The sequence below is a fragment of the Clostridium frigoris genome, assembly GCF_018861865.1.
GTDB lineage: Bacteria > Bacillota > Clostridia > Clostridiales > Clostridiaceae > Clostridium_AD > Clostridium_AD frigoris.
In genome coordinates, this window is record NZ_JAHLDV010000058.1 from 1 (window position 1) to 20,316 (window position 20,316).

General features: G+C 29.3%; 20 protein-coding genes and 2 other annotated features. Of the genes, 13 read left to right on the forward strand and 7 right to left on the reverse strand.

Going from position 1 to position 20,316, the window contains the following annotated elements:
• Positions 1 to 110: 110 nt before the first annotated feature.
• From KPL37_RS16560 to KPL37_RS16580, 5 genes are all read right to left on the reverse strand, one after another.
• Positions 111 to 551, reverse strand: a complete 441-nt coding sequence (locus tag KPL37_RS16560) for a GatB/YqeY domain-containing protein (RefSeq protein ID WP_216151128.1) — start codon at positions 549 to 551, stop codon at positions 111 to 113.
• Positions 552 to 661: 110 nt separating this feature from the next.
• Positions 662 to 1,186 carry a hypothetical protein gene (locus tag KPL37_RS16565; protein ID WP_216151130.1) on the reverse strand — a complete coding sequence of 175 codons (525 nt, stop codon included), beginning with the start codon at positions 1,184 to 1,186 and terminating at the stop codon, positions 662 to 664.
• A 166-nt stretch (positions 1,187 to 1,352) separates the two neighbouring features.
• Complete coding sequence (locus tag KPL37_RS16570; protein WP_216151132.1) at positions 1,353 to 2,711, reverse strand: VanW family protein; 1,359 nt, start codon at positions 2,709 to 2,711, stop codon at positions 1,353 to 1,355.
• Between the two features lie 502 nt (positions 2,712 to 3,213).
• Positions 3,214 to 4,113, reverse strand: coding sequence for an MBL fold metallo-hydrolase (locus tag KPL37_RS16575; protein ID WP_216151134.1), 900 nt, complete (start codon positions 4,111 to 4,113; stop codon positions 3,214 to 3,216).
• A 70-nt stretch (positions 4,114 to 4,183) separates the two neighbouring features.
• A complete protein-coding gene (locus KPL37_RS16580; protein ID WP_216151136.1) occupies positions 4,184 to 4,564 on the reverse strand; it encodes a CoA-binding protein in 381 nt (126 codons plus the stop codon).
• Between the two features lie 429 nt (positions 4,565 to 4,993).
• Here KPL37_RS16580 and KPL37_RS16585 point away from each other — a divergent pair, with 429 nt between their 5' ends.
• From KPL37_RS16585 to KPL37_RS16595, 3 genes are all read left to right on the forward strand, one after another.
• Positions 4,994 to 5,953 (forward strand): methyl-accepting chemotaxis protein, encoded by a 960-nt coding sequence (locus tag KPL37_RS16585; RefSeq protein WP_216151138.1) that lies wholly within the window; start codon positions 4,994 to 4,996, stop codon positions 5,951 to 5,953.
• A 29-nt stretch (positions 5,954 to 5,982) separates the two neighbouring features.
• Positions 5,983 to 6,150, forward strand: coding sequence for a hypothetical protein (locus KPL37_RS16590; RefSeq protein ID WP_216151139.1), 168 nt, complete (start codon positions 5,983 to 5,985; stop codon positions 6,148 to 6,150).
• 164 nt (positions 6,151 to 6,314) lie between these two features.
• The gene (locus KPL37_RS16595; RefSeq protein ID WP_216151141.1) at positions 6,315 to 6,575 is read left to right on the forward strand and encodes a hypothetical protein; all 261 of its coding nucleotides are present in this window, start codon (positions 6,315 to 6,317) and stop codon (positions 6,573 to 6,575) included.
• Between the two features lie 115 nt (positions 6,576 to 6,690).
• Here KPL37_RS16595 and corA read toward each other — a convergent pair whose 3' ends face one another.
• Positions 6,691 to 7,641: a magnesium/cobalt transporter CorA gene (gene corA, locus KPL37_RS16600; RefSeq protein WP_216151143.1), complete on the reverse strand. Its 951-nt coding sequence runs from the start codon at positions 7,639 to 7,641 to the stop codon at positions 6,691 to 6,693.
• A 141-nt stretch (positions 7,642 to 7,782) separates the two neighbouring features.
• Between corA and KPL37_RS16605 the strand changes: the two genes are divergently transcribed.
• Complete coding sequence (locus KPL37_RS16605) at positions 7,783 to 8,466, forward strand: copper homeostasis protein CutC (protein ID WP_216151145.1); 684 nt, start codon at positions 7,783 to 7,785, stop codon at positions 8,464 to 8,466.
• Positions 8,467 to 8,504: 38 nt separating this feature from the next.
• Here the strand turns inward: KPL37_RS16605 and KPL37_RS16610 are convergent, their stop codons facing one another.
• On the reverse strand, positions 8,505 to 8,765 hold the full coding sequence (locus KPL37_RS16610) for a thioredoxin family protein (RefSeq protein WP_216151147.1): 261 nt from the start codon (positions 8,763 to 8,765) through the stop codon (positions 8,505 to 8,507).
• Positions 8,766 to 8,990: 225 nt separating this feature from the next.
• Between KPL37_RS16610 and KPL37_RS16615 the strand changes: the two genes are divergently transcribed.
• The 9 genes from KPL37_RS16615 to KPL37_RS16655 all read left to right on the forward strand — a co-directional run bounded on the left by KPL37_RS16615 (position 8,991) and on the right by KPL37_RS16655 (position 20,147).
• Complete coding sequence (locus KPL37_RS16615; RefSeq protein ID WP_216151148.1) at positions 8,991 to 9,710, forward strand: polysaccharide deacetylase family protein; 720 nt, start codon at positions 8,991 to 8,993, stop codon at positions 9,708 to 9,710.
• A gap of 167 nt (positions 9,711 to 9,877) precedes the next feature.
• Positions 9,878 to 10,171 (forward strand) — a binding site (T-box leader).
• A gap of 144 nt (positions 10,172 to 10,315) precedes the next feature.
• Positions 10,316 to 10,491, forward strand: a binding site (T-box leader).
• A gap of 65 nt (positions 10,492 to 10,556) precedes the next feature.
• Entirely contained in the window at positions 10,557 to 10,823 is a 267-nt protein-coding gene (locus tag KPL37_RS16620) for an ACT domain-containing protein (RefSeq protein WP_216151149.1), read from the forward strand.
• Positions 10,824 to 10,850: 27 nt separating this feature from the next.
• Positions 10,851 to 12,515, forward strand: coding sequence for a biosynthetic-type acetolactate synthase large subunit (gene ilvB / locus KPL37_RS16625; protein ID WP_216151150.1), 1,665 nt, complete (start codon positions 10,851 to 10,853; stop codon positions 12,513 to 12,515).
• Positions 12,516 to 12,714: 199 nt separating this feature from the next.
• Positions 12,715 to 14,196, forward strand: a complete 1,482-nt coding sequence (gene cls / locus KPL37_RS16630) for a cardiolipin synthase (RefSeq protein ID WP_216151151.1) — start codon at positions 12,715 to 12,717, stop codon at positions 14,194 to 14,196.
• A 241-nt stretch (positions 14,197 to 14,437) separates the two neighbouring features.
• On the forward strand, positions 14,438 to 15,169 hold the full coding sequence (locus KPL37_RS16635) for a glycerophosphodiester phosphodiesterase (RefSeq protein ID WP_216151152.1): 732 nt from the start codon (positions 14,438 to 14,440) through the stop codon (positions 15,167 to 15,169).
• A 195-nt stretch (positions 15,170 to 15,364) separates the two neighbouring features.
• Entirely contained in the window at positions 15,365 to 16,285 is a 921-nt protein-coding gene (locus KPL37_RS16640) for a carbohydrate ABC transporter permease (RefSeq protein WP_343216300.1), read from the forward strand.
• Positions 16,285 to 17,106, forward strand: coding sequence for a carbohydrate ABC transporter permease (locus KPL37_RS16645; protein ID WP_216151153.1), 822 nt, complete (start codon positions 16,285 to 16,287; stop codon positions 17,104 to 17,106). Before KPL37_RS16640 ends, KPL37_RS16645 begins: the two co-directional genes overlap by 1 nt.
• 25 nt (positions 17,107 to 17,131) lie before the next feature.
• Positions 17,132 to 18,496 carry an ABC transporter substrate-binding protein gene (locus KPL37_RS16650; protein ID WP_216151154.1) on the forward strand — a complete coding sequence of 455 codons (1,365 nt, stop codon included), beginning with the start codon at positions 17,132 to 17,134 and terminating at the stop codon, positions 18,494 to 18,496.
• 157 nt (positions 18,497 to 18,653) lie between these two features.
• Positions 18,654 to 20,147, forward strand: coding sequence for a phytoene desaturase family protein (locus tag KPL37_RS16655; RefSeq protein ID WP_216151155.1), 1,494 nt, complete (start codon positions 18,654 to 18,656; stop codon positions 20,145 to 20,147).
• Positions 20,148 to 20,316 lie beyond the last annotated feature (169 nt).

The following is a 20,316-nucleotide window of genomic DNA, read 5'->3' on the forward strand; positions in this document are numbered from 1 at the left end:
CAAGCTCTATGTTACAAGGATATTGTTTCTTACGGTTCTTAGTTCAATGAGAACTGGACCGCTTTTGCGGTTTACAATCGCCCACTTCTACAAGTGGTGCGTATGTTGAATTAAGAAAGTAATTGAATTACAAGTGGATTTACCTTCCTACTGTCATATTTACCTTTGAGTTTTGGCATAATAGCCTTCATAACTTTTCCCATGTCACCTTTACCCTTGAAACCATTTTCAGTAATAACTTCTATAATAATTGCTTTTGCTTCATCTTCAGTAAATTGTTTTGGCATATAAACCAAAAGCATTTCAATAGATATTTTTGATTCAGATATGATTTCTGTATTATTAGCTTGTTTTGCATAGTCAAGGGTTTCATGTAATTGTTTAATTGTTTTTTCAATAATACTTACGAGATCGATTTCTTCAATTTCCTTCTTTGAATCCATTTCTTTAGTTTTAACGTCCGCCATTAAAGTTCTTAAAGTAGTTAGTCTTATCTTATCCCTACTTTTCATATATTTAATAATATCGTCTTTTATTGTTTGTTTTAACATATGTATTTACCTCCTAATGATTTAGTATGATTACAAAATTATTATTATTTTGCGAAACCATACTGTATAAGTACATTATACTCTTATCATACAGGAAGGTCATATATATTTTACTTATCAAAGAATCTTTGGAAAATACCTTTTTTTCTGTGGAGAACTTCTTCGGCTAATGCTTTAGCTCTTTGTCTTTCAAGAGAATGGGTTAGTGTATCAAGCAATTGAATATCGTGTTCTTTAATGGTTTCGGGTAAGGATAATACGATCTTATTTTTCTCTTGTTCTTGTTTAAAAAGTACCTGTGTATTTTCCAATAATTTATTAATATCATAGAGTTGTCCATCTTTTACATTTAATTGCTGTTTAATAAATTCAATGTCATTTTTAAGGATTTCAATCATATCCTCTTTTAACAAAGTTACTACGTTAGATGCAACTACGGTAGCTGCAACTTCTGATTCGGCAGTTTGATTATATTTTAGACATTGTTTAATTGTTTCTAGTCCTTTTTCATCTACACAGGTTTTACCGTTGTGTGTTATTAAAAAAGGTTTCACTTCAGGTAGTTTCATTTTAGCATATGCAGTTACTTTACTTATATTTAAATGTTTAGCAATTTTGAATGCATCATAGATCATTGTATTCGCCTCCTACTTTTATATATAAATATTCTCCAAATATTTCCAAATACCTCTTTTTAAAAAAATAAACACATATAAATTTATATGTGTTTATTTTTATGAAACATGTAATTAATATAACTTTTTTACTTAGCATATTTACTTGTCTTTTTTAGAAAGGTAATCATTTAACTTTTTTTGTGCCTATCCTAATTACCTCATCTTTTAACTGATAACTATCATTTGAGATTAGTTCATGATTAATAACATTACCATTTTGAATTGTATCTTTATAGGTTCTTACTTTATATCCAATCAAAGGAAATTGTTCTTGAGAAATACTACCAACAGGAAGAGTAGCATCATCTATATACTGTGTAGGACCAGGTTGAACAGCATCATATATATCATTAACAAGATTATAAGATTTATTTGCTAAACTTGAATTAGAATAAACATTAAAAGTTAGTATCTTATTGCTAACAAAACTCTCAATAAAAACAGGATATTTTAAGGTATTAGTAAATTTATAGTCTAAAGTACCCCAATCTACTGTTGCATCCAAACCTAGTGGTATATAAGTTGAAGGGATGGAATGATGATTCCTCTCAGTAGATTTAATGTTTGACCTAAGTATTGCATTATATAATGCCGTAGATACTTGACATATTCCGCCACCATAATCAGAACTTACTTTGGTACCAATATCAACTGGTGCTGGCTGATAACCTTTGGCGGCTGTTCTTTTGCCAACGGTGCCATTGAAACTAAAACTTTCTCCAGGCATTATAATAGTACCGTTAATACTATTTGTTGCAAGGTTTATATTAGTGGATCTACCATATGCTGAAGTACTAAAATTAGAAGAAAAACTTGAAAGTCTTGTGTTAACAGTTTTAAGTTTTTCTTTTGTTACACTTGCTGATACAGTTTTAATCTCTGCATTTATCGAAATATCTGGAGAGTTTATGTCACCAGTTATTTTACTAAGAATTTCTTTTTTTAGTTTATCATCCATAAGTGTATAACCTTTTTTATCAGGTGTAATAACAAAATTGCCAGAACTCCTATAAATACTTGCATTTTTAGGGGTAATATTAATTTCTTTTTTCATATTAGAAATTAGGTCTGTTAGAGCTTTAGTATCATAGGTGAATTTCATATTAATTACTTTAACTTCAGGGTTCCTAATCAATTTATATCTTTTGTACAGTGACAAGTCTTTGCCATAGTTAAAAGCCTGCGTAACTGCTTCATCAACATTATATTTTGCACTCATTTTTGAGAAATTTAATGAATAAGTTTTCTGTGGTGTTTTAATATTTACATTTTTCTTTAATATAGTGGATTGGTATTTTTGAGATACTATATCTTTTGCCTGTGCGAGTGTTTTTCCGGATATATCTAAATCACCAATTTTTACATCTGGGTATACAAGACTTGTCCATTTTTTTGTACAATAGTTAAGATATGCATAAAATCCACTTGCTCCTAAAACGACTATTAACAGTAAAATTATTATTATTCTTACATTTTTTTTCATAAGTTTTATTATTCCTCCATATTTTGTTAAGTTTTTATTGTATAAACAGATAATATCAGTATATTATCTCCATTGTATACACTTTTATTTTTTTAAGGGCGACCTCACCATTATATGCAAGTTCTACATTAAAGTCTTTATCCTCATTTATCATGTATTAAATTATATCATAGTTATAGGTATGTAAATATCGTTTAATAATAAAACTTTTTAAATAAAATAAGCCTGAAAGATAATGTTAAAATGTAATTTACAAAATATTTTAAATGTACAAGAAAATGTTGTACTTTATCCTTTTGGTTATGGACTTAGCTATACTAAGTTTGAGTATACAAATCTTATAATTAGTAAGGATGAAATTAAACTGCATTCTTGAACCAGGGGTATTCCAGGTTTTTGTAGGCGGGAGTCAGCCAGATGATAGGAGTGCTGAACTTACAGGTACAGTTGTGAAAAAGTGTTTTTTGAAGTAAAAGGAGAAAAATTACAATTAGAATACTAACTATACATTTACTTTAGAGTATTTAAGAAATCCATTATCTATATTTAAAGTTATAAGTCCTGTTTCATTTAAATATTCAACATATGATCTTAACATTCGCTCGATAAGGGTATATTTATATTTATTGCTAATATTAATATTAAAATTTTTAATTACAGTCTTTAGAATATCTTGCATTGTCATAGCGCCATCTATGAGAGTATATATTGCTTTTGCTCTGTTTTTATAGAAATTTATATTGTCAGTTATAAGTCCTGTAATGTCTGTATATGCACCTTTATGGGCCACTATATATTTGCAGCATTTTAAGTCATAGAGTTTTGATTTACTCAATAAATCTTCTGTGAGTATATAGGCATAGGGCATTTTAGAGCCATTCATGACTTCATGACTTATAAGTGTATCTCCAATATAAGCTACATCATCGGGAGTGATTATGCATATATGTGCAGGACTATGCCCTGGCGTATGAAGAATTTTGAATGTAGTGCCACATACACATACTGAGTTTTGATTATCAAAAATCATAATATCTGTTTGACAAACCATATGTCCAAAATGCAATGCAATATCAGATAATGTTTGGTTACAGTAATAAAGCTTGAGATTTATTACTGAACTACAAACAAGAGCTTCGTAGGCTGGCATTGCGATTATACAATTGAATTTCTTTTTTAAAAAAGCATTGTTACCTATATGGTCAACGTGTGCATGAGTACATATTATAGCAACGACCTTAAAGTTGTTCTTTTCTAGTAGTTCATCAATTCCTTGTCTTTGACCTTTTGCCCATCCAGAATCCAACATAATTATTTCCTCATCATTAATCTTATAAAAGGGTATATATGTCATTCCAGTAGTGATACAAAATGTATTTCCCTTAATTTTTATTATATCCATATATTATCTTTAGTGATCTTGTGTGTTCTTAAAACACACAAAACCACTAAACATTCACTTCCTTTATTGTCTACTTAATTCTATTTTTTGATAATTCTACTAGCGTACAGCCCTCTATTGCATGTATTCCATTTATGCTGCAAAACTCTAGTATTTCAAGACTTTCAGCCCCTGGTTGAATTAGTACTCTCTCTATCTTTAACGCGTAGGCTTCCTTAATAATTTTAATACCTTTATAGGGATTAATACATAAATTTAAAACTTCTATCTTGTACGGTACATCACTTAGAGTGTTATAAACACCTTTATTTTCAATAGATGGATTTACACCTACAACGTTAAATCCATATGTTTTAAGTGAATTCAAAATTTTACAAGCATATTTTGATGGATTTAATACGTCACCAACAACAACCCAGTTGTTGTAATTTAAAAGTTCATTTGCCTTCATTTTATCATCTCCTAGTAAAATATAATATATATTTATTATTATTACCACAATTAATTAAAATTATTTTGAGTATTAAAACTGTAGAATAGATAATATTATGTTTATTAAAGTCATATATGAGAGCAATGTATAAAGTTTTGTCTTATATAACCGATATAACAATTATAAATATTTGGAGTGATTAGATGTAATGGGTAATATCACGAGTAGAAAGATTAAAACTATGTTAATAGGCAATAAATATGGAATTGTTGATAAATATGAAACTTTCAGCGGAATTATTTAGAAAACCTATCTTTTTATTATGTTTATACGATAATAGAATGGTGAAAATTAGTTATGGTATATTAAGGATGAAATTGATATCATATAAATAAAAATAAGCTTCAAATATTAAAAAGTTTTTACATAAAATTAGGAGGAAAACAAATGAAATTATTTAAAAACAGAAAACCTGTAATATTAGAAAGTAAGCCTACTGATTTTCCAGCTGAAACAAGACAAAAGGAAGTTCAGTTTCATAATGAGACTACAAGTTTTATTAAGGACATGAGTACGCTGTTATCGGAGACTGTAGAGCAGCACCATATTGTAGATAGTGATCATAATATTTTGGGTGAACTTGCAGATAAAGTGAAAGCACATATGAATGAAATTTCTAACTTAACAAAGAATGCTAATACATTAACAGATAGTTTACATTCAGAAGGTGATAAACTTATAGATATTACAGAAGATACAGTTAAGAAATCCCACGCGGGTAAGGTGGCTATTGAAGAGATGGTAACAATAATAAAGTCTTTAGAAAAAGAGAATAAGACTACTACTGATAGTATAAATGAATTGGCTAGAAAGTTTAGCCAAGTTAATGAAGTTGTTAAGTTAATAACCAGTATTGCAAGTCAAACGAATCTTTTGGCTTTAAATGCAGCAATTGAAGCAGCAAGAGCAGGAGAACAGGGAAAAGGTTTTGCAGTAGTTGCAGGTGAAATAAAAAAACTGGCTGAAATGACGAAAGAAAGTACTAAGGATATTTCAAACTTAATAGGAAGTATTGAGAATGAAACAAAAATAGTTCTAAATAATTCTGGTAAATCTAATGATGTTATTGCTAGAGGAGTTAAAGCTTCTGATAATGCTGTAGAAAAAATAGAGGGTAGTTTATATTCTGTAGCGAAAGTGGAACAGGAAGTAAGGGGCGTAATAGACATTTTAACAAATCAAAAGCAACATATTGAAAGCATGAGCAAAGAAATATTAGATGTTGATGAAATTTTAAAAACCACATCTGATGCTATAGTAAATCATATAGATCAGGCCAGTGTCGTAGAGAGGCAATTGGAGGAAACTAAAACACAATTAAGTTCATATAGTAAAAAACTAAGTTAGTAACAGATATTATGGGTAGCAAAATCATTATGGAAGTAAGTATGGCATTAATATTTAACACATATGAAATAGTGGCTTTAGGTGTAACCGTAATTATAGCAAACAAAGTTTGTAATGATTGTGAATCCAATTGGTTGGAAGGATTACAGTTAGTAAGTGTTTATATAATACTTGCTGCAACATTCTTTGTAGTTTAGAAATATTGCTTAGGAAATATTATTTAACGACCCAGGAGATAATTTAATTAAGAGCTCAAAAATGGGCTCTATTTTTATTGGAAATAAAAGGTATAGGTATATTTTTAGATTTATGTAGAACATTATATTAAGTATATAAAATATAGTTTGAGGAGGCAGAATGGATGTCAGTTAATGATAAAACTTATGAGATTGTAATTACAAAGGAGGGTCTTGACACTTATAGAGGCTCAAATATTAGTGCAAGTACTATGGGTGAATATTTAGGGATTAATAGTGTGATGACTGATTTTGAATGGGATGAAGATGTAAATAAAGGCATAATTCTTTATGCTAAAGTTATAGATGATATTAAGGCTGAGGATGCTTTATCTCAGCTAGAGGGTGTTGAGTTTATTGAGAAGGTAGAGGAAAGCGAGTTTTAACGATATTTCAGTGTTATTTTAATTAGTTATTTCTATGGAACTAGTAAACTTAGGTAGGAAAAAATGGGTACCAACAATAAATTATTTATTGTTGGTACCCATTTATTATTATTAATTATAACCATTTCTTCTTATTGAAATATATAATTTCACAAAAGGAAATGAAAAACATTATAAATAGAGTAATAAAATAGCTATACTTAGCATGTAATTCTGGCATGTTTTGAAAGTTCATTCCATAAATTCCAGTGATTATTGTAAGTGGCATCATAACAGTAGTAATTATTGTTAAAATTTTCATAACTTTATTCATAGAATTTGATAACTGCGAAGAATAAAGCTCAAGGCAAGATGTAACCATTTCATGGTCAGATTCAATTAAGTCATATATTCGAAGTGTATGGTCATATATGTCAGTGAAATATACTCTATACTTTTCAGTTATAATATCATCATGGCGAAGGAGAGTATTTAAAACTTCTCGTAGTGGAGAAACAACTCGTCTAAGTTTAATTACGTTTTTTTTAACTTTCATAATATTGTTAAGTGTAGCTTGAACGGGGTTGTTCATTGATTCTTCTTCTAAAAAATTAATTTTTTCTTCAACTTTATCAGTCACAACAAATAAGTGGTCTATAGCATCATCAAGAATATTGTATAAAACAAAATCACTTCCACTAGATACAATTTTGAGCCCATTATTCACATCATTAATAATTTTTTTTATGGATCTATTTTCACCATAATATATTGTTATAATATAATTCAAACTAATGTATATATAGATATTGCTATAAGAAAATGTATTGCTAACATTATTATCTGTTGTGGAAATGATTAAAAAGTGATAATCATTATAATCGTTTATTTTAGACCTCTTAGCTTTATGCATACAGTCTTCAATAGTCAGATGGTGGAAATTAAACTTATTTTTCAAAAATTTAAAATCGTTAGGAGTTGGGTTACTAATATTAAGCCAAAATATTTCATCTGTATTTGAATTTTCAGAAAATGCTTTTTCTATGTCATTAAATTCATGTACTTTATTATTAATATATGTAATCAACAAAATCTCTCCCTTTAATGAAGCGTCGTTTATAGAAATCTTAAATTCATTATACATTACTGTGGATATAATATATATTATATATGGTAAAATAACAAATAGATATAATATAGATTATGTTTTCACGAAGGAGCCTTAAAAATGATTGAAATTATTGCAGCGACAATAGAGGATGTAAAAAGAATTGAAAAAAGTGGTGCTGATAGGATAGAGCTTGTTAGTGCATTATCTGAAGGAGGCTTGACGCCCAGCTATTCTCTAATAAAAAGAGCAGTGCAAAGTGTTAATATACCAGTAAATGTGATGATAAGACCACATGGTAAATCATTTACATATACAGATGAAGAAATTGAACTTATGGTAGAAGATATCACAATTGCAAAAAAACTAAATGTAAATGGTGTAGTTTTTGGGGTAATAAACAAGAATAATGAAATATGTGTGCCTTCTTTAGAAAAACTGTTAAAAGCATGTGATGGCATTGATGTAACATTTCATAGGGCTATTGATGAGCTGGTAGATCCGGTTAAAGGTATAGAGGTTTTAACGAATTATAGCCAAATTAAAAATGTTCTTACATCGGGTGGAATGGGGGATATACTCAAAAATATTCCAATAATTAAAAAAATGGTAAAAAAATCAAAACATATTAATGTAATAGCTGGTGGCGGATTAAATCTTGAAAACATTAAAGAGATTATAGAGAAAACAAAGGCACCTGCGTATCATTTTGGGACCGCAATAAGAAATGATAAATCAGTATTTGGAGAAATAGATACTGATATTTTGAAATTATTAGTTAATACAATAAACAAACAGAAGTAGTAATAACTTCTGTTTGTTTTTAGGTTATGAATCTTTATTTATTTGCAAGCTTCATCGAATACTTTTCGAATAATATCTTTAGATGGCACGCCTTCATGTATCTTAACCTCGTTCACATAAAATGTAGGAACATAGTAATAATCGTATTGTTTAGCTATTTCAGGTTGACGTTCTTCATCGATTATTTTAACTTCAATGTTTGCATATTCTGGATTAGCATTTTTTAAGTCTTCTATAATAGAAAATGCTTGTTTACAGTAAGGACACCAGTCTGTTATAAACATTAATACAGGTTTCATTTATTAACACCACCTATTTTTATTTACACTAGATATTATTCTAAGTCTTGAAAATATTATACACCATATTCTAGCTACGTAAAATAATATTTTATATACTTATTCTTATTATTTTTGATATTAGTATTAAATTCCACTTATGATATAGGTTATTTTAGATAATAATAAATAGTAAGTTTCAAGTTATAAATTTTTAAGTTTAACTAACTTTATGGAGGAGATAATATGACGAGAAAAAGTTTAACTATGTTTACAATTTTTTTGCTTTTATCTTGTTTCTTTGAGATCCAAACAGCAATGGCTTATTCTACACTAAGTAGAAGTGATGAAAAAGTAATATATTTAACATTTGATGATGGACCAAGTGTTATGACAGATAAAGTTTTAGATATACTTAAACAAAATGATGTAAAAGCTACTTTTTTTCTTATAGGGAATCAAATAAAAGGTTATGAGGATATGGTAAAAAGAATCTATACGCAGGGAAATAGTATAGGTCTGCATACTTATACCCACACATATAATAAAATATACTCAAGTAGAAAAGGATTTATATCTGAAATGTTAAAATCTCAAAGTGAAATTAGTTCTATTATAGGAGTTAAGCCAACAATAATAAGATTTCCGTCTGGTAGTAGCAAACATTTAACTAAGGCTTTTTTAGAAGAACTTCACGGGTATAACTTTAAAGTGTATGATTGGAATGCTGTTATGTCAGATGGAGTTAATTGTAATACATCTCCTGATAAACTATATAGAGAAGCAACTAAGATTACAATTAAAGATCAACCCATAATACTGCTTATGCATTGTGATTATATGCATAAAAATACATGTAAGGCGTTGCCTGGGGTAATAAAATTTTATAAAGATAATGGATATGAATTTAAAACTATTAATGATAAAACAACTGAAATTTATTTTCCAATTAAAAATAATAAATAATAAATATATTAGAATAAACAGTTGAGGTGATATTAATCATATTAATTGGTTGTTTGTTTTAAAGGTAACAATAAAATAAAAGAATTTTATAAAAATACATGAAATTGTTTGACAATTGCGTGAACTTAGAATATTATATGTATTAAGATTAAATTTAAAATAAAATTTATAAAGCGATGATGGAGAAAAAAATTTCAAATCATAACTACAGAGAACCAATAATTGTTGAGAATTGGTGTTATAGTGGAAATAAATATATCACTCTAGAGCTTCCTAGTTCAAATAAAGTTACAATTAATATTGTAATCTTTAAAGTAAACATGGACGGATACCACCGTTACGAGGTTAGAGTTTAAAGGAATTCCCTGATTTTAAATTGAATTTCTTGGAGCTGATAATAAGGTGATTCATTTATTTGAATTATGAACTAGGGTGGTACCACGAAAGTTTTCGTCCCTATAAACATATATACATATGTGTTTATAGGGATGAAAACTTTTATTTTTAATGAAAAGTTTTCTTAGATAAGTATAGATGAAATGTAAAAAAATGTTGTTAACAATTTAAATTTACAGACATATAATAAAAAATAAAATAATATAATGAATAAAGCTATGAAGGAGACAAAGATATCATATTTAAAACCACAGAGAGCCAATGTTTGCTGAGAGTTGGTGTTGTAAGGATATGTAATAATCACTCCTGAGCTATAAAAATAATGAGGTGATTTACAAAAGTAAATTACGAACTAGGGTGGTACCACGAATCTTTCGTCCCTATAAACATAGCTAAGTGTGTTTATAGGGATGGGAGATTTTTTATTTGAGAGTAGAAGGGGGAGTTGTAATGTATAAAACTATAAGTGCAAAGGTGGAACATGGGATAGACGCATTAGTAAGAGTTACAAACACTTTAAGGAGAAAAGAATTTAAAATAAAAGGTCTTGTAATGACAGAAGTTGAAATTGATGGGTATTCAGATTTAAGGATAACAATAGAGGAATATTCTAATTTAGGGATAGAACAAGCAATGATGCAGCTTAGAAAAATTATAAATGTATATGAAATTGAAGAGGTTAAGGGTGAGCTCGCAACGCCGAAGGTGATGATTTAATTAAAAAATTAAAAAGAAGGTGATAATATGTTACTTAATGGAGCTCAAATTGTACTTAAGTGTTTAAAGGAGCAAGAGGCAAATATTTTATTTGGTTATCCAGGTGGAGCTGTGATTCCACTCTATGATGCACTCTATGATGAACTTGATTATTTCACTCACATTAGAACGGCTCATGAACAAGCGGCAGTTCATGCAGCAGATGGGTATGCAAGATCAACAGGAAAGGTTGGAGTTTGTTTTGTAACCTCAGGTCCTGGAGCAACGAATACTATAACTGGAATAGCAACGGCTTACATGGACTCTATTCCAATGGTTGTAATTACAGGACAGGTTGCACGAAGTTTGCTTGGACGTGATTCTTTTCAGGAAATAGATATAATGGGAATTACTTTGTCTATTACAAAGCATAGCTGCATTGTAAAGGATGAAAAAGAATTAGCAGATACTATAAGAAAAGCATTTGAAATAGCTAAAAGTGGAAGACCGGGACCAGTACTTATTGATATTCCAAAGGATATTTTTTTAAGTGAAACAGAATATACAAGGGTAGAAAAAAAAGATGAAATACAAAAGTCTACTATTAATATAAAAATGGAAAAAATACAAGAAGCAATTTTTATGATTGAGTCTTCAAGGAAACCTATAATTTATGCTGGTGGTGGAATTAAAACAGCTAATGCTTCAAATAATTTGTGTGAGTTTGCAAAACTTGGAGGTATTCCTGTGGCAAATACATTAATGGGACTTGGTACTATTCCAAGAGATAATAAATTGTCCCTTGGAATGGTAGGAATGCATGGCTTTCGCGAAACAAATTTAGCCGTGACAAATAGTGATTTAATTATAGCAATTGGTGCAAGATTTAGTGATCGAGTAATTGGGAAAGGAGACGAATTTGCACCATCTGCAAAAATAATTCATATTGATATTGATGAGACTGAGATAGATAAAAATAAGAGAGTAGACTTATCTTTAGTTGGAGATATGAATACAATACTAGAAAATTTAATTTCTTTTATGAAGCAAAAAAATAGGAAGTCGTGGCATGAGGAGATAGAAAACTTTAAGGTTTTAAATTATGCGAATACCGTACGGAACAACTTTACACATCTTGATGTGCTAAAATGCTTAAATGGTGCTCTTGAGGAAGATACAATTGTTACAACTGATGTAGGACAACATCAAATGTGGACTGCGCAAATGTGGAAATTCAAGTACCCTAGAACATTTGTAACCTCAGGAGGACTTGGAACCATGGGATTTGGACTGGGGGCTGCAATTGGAAGCCAAATGGGCAATTTAGACAAAAGGGTGCTTCTGGTAACCGGTGATGGAAGCTTTAGAATGAGCTGTAATGAACTTCAAACTATATCAAAGTATAAGCTTCCTATAGTTACAGTAATTATGAATAATCATACCCTAGGAATGGTAAGACAGTGGCAGAGAATGTTTAGCAATGGAAGATACAGTGAAACAGATATTGGTGATGAAGTAAATTATGTAAAGCTTGCAGAGGCTTATGGAATTGAAGCATATAGAGTTACAAGTACAGATGAATTAAATAATGTACTTAAAATAGTAACAAAGGAAAAAAGACCTATGCTTATAGATTGTGTAATAGATAAAGAAGAAGGGGTATATCCAATTGTACCACCAGGTAAATCAATTCAAGAATTAGTCTTAGAATAAAATAATCGTCAGTAATATTTTAAATATGAAATTTAATTTTTATTTTATAAATAAGCCACTTCTTTGATGAAGTGGTTTATTTTTAAATATTATTTAATACACCTAAGATTTTATAATATTTATTAGGTTACATGAAGTATAATAGTGATTAATGAAGTTGTATTTAATCAACTAAAATATAATATTTACGGGGGTCAACATGGATTTATCAAGCATTTTTTTAATATTTATATATGTATTTAATATAATGTGTGTTTTGAAACTGATTTTTATAAAACGAAGTGATACAAGAGTTATATTTGCATGGCTTTTAGTATTCTTTTTTTTACCTTATGTTGGTTTTATTTTTTATTTTTTAATTGGTAGTAAATATAAAATGCGTATCATGTCAAAAAAATATGGTATGGGTGAAATAGAAGAAAAATACAATAAAGTGCTAGATGAACATATTCATAATATTGATACAGGTAAAATACAGTTTAGAGAAGTAGAAACTGAAAAATACAGAGATTTGATTACCATGAACTCAAAAAATATAATGTGTTATTTTACTCAAAATAATGAAGTAGAGCTTTTATTAAATGCTAAGGAAACTTTTTCTATGGTTTTTGAAGATATTAAAAATGCTACAAAAAGTATTGAAGTAATGTATTATATTTTTAAAGCAAAAGATAAGATAGGTAAAGAATTTATATCTCTTTTAGAAGAAAAGGCAAGTCAGGGAGTAAAAGTAACTTTAATATATGATGGGATTGGGTCTTTACATACTCATATGAGTGATTTTAAGAAGCTCAAAGAAGTTGGTGGGCATGTGTACAGATTTTTACCATCTATCATAAAAAGTTTATTGCTTGTAAATTACAGATTACATAGAAAAATAGTTATTGTCGATGGTAAAATTGCTCATACTGGTGGAATTAATGTGGGTGACGAATATTTTGGTTTGAAAAAGATAAATAAACCTTGGAGGGATACAACGATACGTATGACTGGTTACAGTGTACTGTCATTTCAAACAAGGTTTTGGTCTGATTTGGTTTTTTTACAAAATCAAAGCTTTAGAAAGATAAATAGGGCTAAATTTAAGTTCGATGAAAGGTTGTTAAAAAGTTTTTATGACCCTATAGAAGAAGGTAATGTAGGAGTGCAAATAATCTCAAGCGGACCTAGTAGCCGAAATGACTCAATAAAAGATAGTTATGTTAAGATGATTACCACTGCAAAAAAATACTTATATATTCAGTCGCCGTATTTTATTCCAGATAAAACTATATTAGATGCGCTAAGGATGGCAGCTGCTGGTGGTGTTGATGTTAGAATAATGCTTCCTGGTATACCAGATAAAAAACCTATTTATGCTGTTTCCTTATTAAATGTGGCAAAACTTCTAAAGTATGGTGTAAAGGTGTATTTGCACTCAGGTTTTCTTCATGCAAAAACACTTGTTATAGATGATCATGTTTCAACAGTAGGAACTGCAAATATTGATATTAGAAGCTTTAGTCTTAATTATGAAATTAATGCATTTATTTATAACAATGAATTTGCTATTAAATGTCGTGATACATTTTTGAATGATATCGAAAATTGTACGATATTTGATATTGAAACTTATTCTAAGCGTGGTTTGTGGAAAAAGATTTATGAATCTGTTTGGCGTTTTATTACTCCTATTGCTTGAAATTTAACAACATTTTGGAAGCTTCAAGTCTGCCATCTTCTATAAGTGGCAGTTGTCTAGCCCAGTAAAATTGCTTTGGTGGCAGTCTAAATCTGCTTCCAAAGTTGTTAATTTTCAGCTCCGCAGGAGATGATTTAATTAACATTCTTTTAATCTGTTTGTAACAATGTTCACTTATAATGTAATTATAAGTGAATTTAAAATAGCAATATTTATTAAGAATATAATGGGAGGTATTTGTATGTTAATTAATTATGCACATAGGGGTGCTAGTGGTTATTTTCCTGAAAACACAATGGTTTCTTTTAGAAAAGCAATTGAACTAGGGGCTAATGGGATTGAAACTGATGTTCAGATGACTTCAGATGGGGTACTCGTACTTATTCATGATGAGAACGTATGCCGAACTACAAATGGTACGGGGCTTATAAAAGACTTTAGATATGTTGATCTAAGTAAATTGGATGCAGGTTCTTGGTTTAATGATAACTATAATAATGAAAGGATACCAACTGCAGAGCAGCTAATTATTTTGGCCAAAGAAAATAACATACTACTTAATTTAGAGATAAAAAATGGAGAAGTAACATATCCAGGAATTGAAGAAAAACTTATAGAGATGATTTATAAATATAATTATGAGGGCAAAGTAATATTATCTAGCTTTAATCATTACTCTATGGTACGCTGCAAAGAGATTTCTAAAGAAATAAAAACAGGACTTTTATACATGGCCGGACTTTACCAGCCAGAAATATATTGCAAACATACAGGGGCCGATGCTTTGCATCCATATTACAAATCAATTAATAAGGAAATCATTGATAATGCGAAAAAGGAAGGATTATTAGTAAATCCTTTTACTGTGAATGATGAAGAGTGTATGAGAAAGATGATTAAAGCTGGAGTTAATGGAATAATTACTAATTATCCAGATAAACTAAAGAAAGTTCTATTAAGCCCTAAAAAATAAATATTATTGTAGTAATATATAAGAACTCTGTTGTTTATTAAAACAATGGGGTTCGTTATTTTTTAGTCCCTATATTATAGAACTTGTTAATATTCACTTAACTTAAAGTTAACGATAACTACCTTTTTCCTTAACATATATTATCTACAATAGTAATTGTAATAAATTAATATATGAACTAGAGAGGAGAAATTAGTGAGTGAAATTATTTCAGCTAAGAAAAAGGAAATCAATCTAGATCCAAAAGAGACTAGAATAAGTGTAAAAAAAAAATTAGAACCATATGCATTTTTATTTCCAAGTTTATTGTTATTTGGAGTTTTCATTTATTATCCGTTTTTTAAAACCTTATATATGAGTTTTAGTTTAACAAACGCTCATGGAGAATTTCAGGAATTTATTGGAATTCAAAACTATATAGATATGTTTACTTCAGCAGATTTTATAAATAGCTTAGTTGTGACAATGGAATTTGTTGTTATTACAACTATTCCATCTGTAGTTATCGGCCTTGTTTTAGCACTACTTGCAAATAATAAAGTAAAAGGAATTGGTATATCAAAGGTAATGTTTGCTGTTCCAATAGCAGTATCATCAGCATCAGCATCAATTATTTGGGGGATAATTTTTCATCCAAGTATAGGAATGTTAAATAATATTCTAAAAACAAGTATTGGGTGGTTAATAGACCCACATTGGGCACTCTTATCTGTTACGTTTGTAACCATTTGGATGAATATAGGAGTAAACTTCATATTTATCTTCGCGGGTCTAAAGAATGTTCCAAAGGAAATACTTGAAAGTTCATCTATTGATGGAGCAAGATATTTTAGAAAGTTATTTAAAATTATTATTCCAATGATATCACCTACATTATTTTTCATGGTATTTATGGATATTATGAATGCATTTCAATCATTTGGGCAAGTAAATATATTAACCGGTGGTGGCCCTGGAGACTCCACAAATGTGTTGGTATTTTCTATTTATAGAGAAGCTTTTTTTAATGGGAGGTTTGATACCGCGTCTGCACAGTCAATTATATTATTTATACTTATGTTTGTTATAGCGATGTTTCAATTTAGTTATGAAAAGAAGGGAGTGCATTATTCTTAATGGAAAATAAAAAAAGTAATATAATTTTGCTTGCAATAAATATTCTTGTTGGATTACTTATTATTTCTCCAATTTTATATGCATTGTCAGTAACATTTATGACGACAGACCAAATTCATACTATGCCACCAAAGTTCTTACCTAATAGCTTTTTCCTAGGTAACTACAAAGATGTAATCGCAGCAGTGCCTATATTTAGATTTATGTTCAACAGTTTTTTAGTCGCAACAGTTGTAACTATTGGGCAAATAATTACTTCTTGTCTTAGCGCTTATGCTTTTGCATTTTACGAATTTAAAGGGAAAAAGATTTTATTCATAATTATGATTGCTACAATAATGGTACCTGGAGAGGCAATTATTATTTCCAATTATTTGACTATAAGTTCATTAAACTTATTAGATACATACACAGGTCTTATATTACCATATTTAACATCAGCCATGGGAATTTTTATGATGAGACAATATTTCTTAACGGTGCCTAAAGAACTTAGAGAAGCCTCAATCATAGATGGATGCACTGGACTTCAATTTTTAACTAAAATTCTTATGCCTATTTCAAAACCTATAATTGGATCACTAGGAATTTATATGTTCTTATTAACCTGGAATCAATATATGTGGCCTTTGCTTATAACAAGCAAACCAGAGATGAGGACAGTTCAAATAGGAATGACTATGCTTAAATCTGCAGAGGTACAATCATTTGGTATGATGCTTGCAGGAATTATAATAATCATAATTCCATCTATATTTATATTTATAATCGGTCAAAAACAATTAATTGATGGAATGACGTCAGGGTCAGTTAAAGGTTAATACATATTTTAAGGGGGATTTATTAATGAAAAAAAGATTGGTTTCAACTTTGCTTGCGGTTATGGTTTCGGCTTCAATGTTAAGTGGGTGTGGTAGCGCAACTAAACAAGCAAGTTCTAAAACAGTAACAGGCGCTAAAGCAGAACATGTTAATATAACATTTTGGCATGGAATGGGGGGTAACTTAGGAGTTTCACTTAATAAATTAGTAAAGGATTTTAATAATTCTCAAAAAGATATTACAGTTACCGCTCAATTTCAAGGTGATTATGATGCTGCACTTAATAAATTGAAAAGTTCCCAGTTAAGCAATTCGGGCCCAGATGTTATGCAGTGTTATGATATAGGAACTAGGTATATGATTGATAGTAAGGCTATAGTTCCAGTTCAGAATTTTATAGATAAGGAGAAATATGATACCTCTGTCCTAGAACCAAATTTGCTTGCATATTATACAGTAGATAAAAAATTAAATTCTATGCCATTTAATTCTTCAACACCAATACTTTATTATAATAAAACTGCTTTTAAAGCAGCAGGGCTTGACCCAAATACTCCACCTAAAACCTTAACAGAAGTTGAAACTATGGCAAAAAAACTTCTAAAAAAGGATGCCTCAGGTAAGGTAACTCAATATGGTTATGCAATGCCTATATATGCTTGGTTTTTTGAACAATTTATGATTAAGCAAGGCAAAAATTATGCAAACAATGGTAATGGAAGAGCCGAAGCTGCAACGACAGTTGAATATAATAAAAATGGTGGTGGACTAACTTTACTAAATGAATGGAAAAAGCTAGTTGACTCAGGTGATGTAGGAAATTTTGGACGTAAAACAGAGGATACTCAGAATGCTTTTATGGCTGGTAATACAGCAATGTATTTAGACTCAACGGCATCTCTAAGTTCAGTTTTAACTGGAGTAAACAAGAAGTTTGAAGTAGGAACAGGATTTTTACCTAAAGTTAATAGTATAGACAAAGGTGGTGTTTCTATAGGAGGGGCTTCACTTTGGATAATGGACAAGAAAGATGAAGCAAAACAGCAAGCATCGTGGGAATTTCTAAAGTTCATGGTATCAGCTAAAGAGCAAGCGTATTGGAATGCTAATACTGGATATTTTCCTGTTAATAAAAAGGCTTATGATCTTAAAGAGGTTAAGGATAATTTAGTCAAATACCCACAATTTCAAACAGCTATAGATCAATTACATGAATCTACTCCTGATTCAAAAGGAGCACTTCTTGGTGTATTCCCAGAAGCAAGAGCTGCAACTGAAACTAATATTGAATCTATGCTTGGAGGAAAACAAACACCACAAGAGGCCCTAGACAATGCATCAAAAACAGCAAATAGTGCTATTGAAAAATATAATAAAACTAATAAATAAATTAATCCATAATAAAGACAATCAGAACCATAATGGAAATAGTGACTTAAAATCACTGTTTTCTTTTTTTATTTGAACAGTCTTATTATTATAATTATTAGAAATTTTGGGAATACTAAATAATATATTATGGGATTATTGGAAGGAGCAGTTTTTTATGAATAAAAAAGTAATTATAGTAGGTGCTGGAATTGGAGGACTATCTACGGCTTTAAGGCTTCTAAGTAATGGATATGATGTTGAAATTTACGAAAAAAATAAAACTATAGGTGGAAGGGTAAATCTTATAGAAAATAAAAATTTTCGTTTTGATTTATCAGCTTCTATTTTAATGATGCCCGATCCTTATAAAGAAATATTCTCATATGTTAATAAAAATTATAGAGATTATCTAGAATTCATACAAATAGATCCTATTTATAGGCTTTTTTCTGCTGACGGAACTACTAATGATTTTAATAATAATATTCCTTGTTTGACAAAAACTTTAGAAGGTATTTCAAAAGAAGATTCTTTAGGATATTTTAAATTATTATCTGATGTTTATGAAAAATATTTAATTTCAAACAAATATTTTCTACAAAGATCTGAGGAAAGTTTTAAGGATCTATTTAATTTAGATACTTTATTAAAAGCACTAAAAATACATACCCTTTCTACGTCATATGATTATATTTCAAAATATATAAAAGATGAAAATCTTAGAAATTTTTTAGCCTTTCAGACTATGTACGTTGGTATATCCCCTTTTAATGGCCCAAACATCTATACTCTTATACCTGTTGTATCTCAGTTATATGGATTGTGGCATCTTAAAGGTGGTATGTATTCATTTGTTAATGCTTTATCAAAGTTAATACTTGAATTTGGTGGAACTATAAAGACAGAAGTAGCTGTTGAGGAAATTATATTTTTAAAGGGTAAAGCTATTGGTGTAAAAACATCTCAAGGTATAAAAAAAGCTGATATAGTTGTATGTAATGTTGATTTTCCGTATGCTATTAAAAACCTAGTAAAAGACGAGTATTATAAAGATAAATATACGGATAAAAAGCTATCTGAGATGAAATATTCATGTTCTACTTTTATTATATATTTAGGCCTTAGAAAAAAATATCCACAATTATCAGTTCATAATATATACCTTGGTAAAAACTTTAAAGAAAATATTGAGGCAGCATTTAAAGGTACTTTGCCTAAAAGTCCTTCTCTATATATTTATTGTCCAAGTAGAATAGATAGGAGCATGGTGAAAAATGAGGGTGATTGTTTAAATATTATGATTAGGGTGCCTAATCTCTTATTTAAAGAAGTAACTTGGGATAAAGATAATATTAATTTATTAACAGATATTATTCTAAGTGAAGTGAAAAGCATTAAAGGGCTTGAAGATATAGAAGAAAACATTGAATATATAAATTGTTTTACACCACTAGAGATGGAAAGTAAATTTAATGCTTATGCTGGAACAGCATTTGGTCTTAGTCCAAATTTAATGCAAACAAACTATTTTAGACCACATTTCAAATCAAATAAGGCTAATAATTTATTTTTTGTAGGAAGCTCTATGCATCCTGGCCCTGGTATATCTTTAGTATTAAATTCAAGTAAATTAGTAACTGAAGAAATTTTAAAGCAAATTCGAAAGTAATTGAGATATATGCAAAAATAACAGTTGATTATATGTAACTAATATTGATATAATCTACTAGAGTAGTCACGGAAACTAATATGTAAAACTTGAATTTGTATGAAGTAATATCGAACTATAATTTTTGTGTTAAGAGAGCAGTTAGTAATAAAAATAGGCATAGCAAACA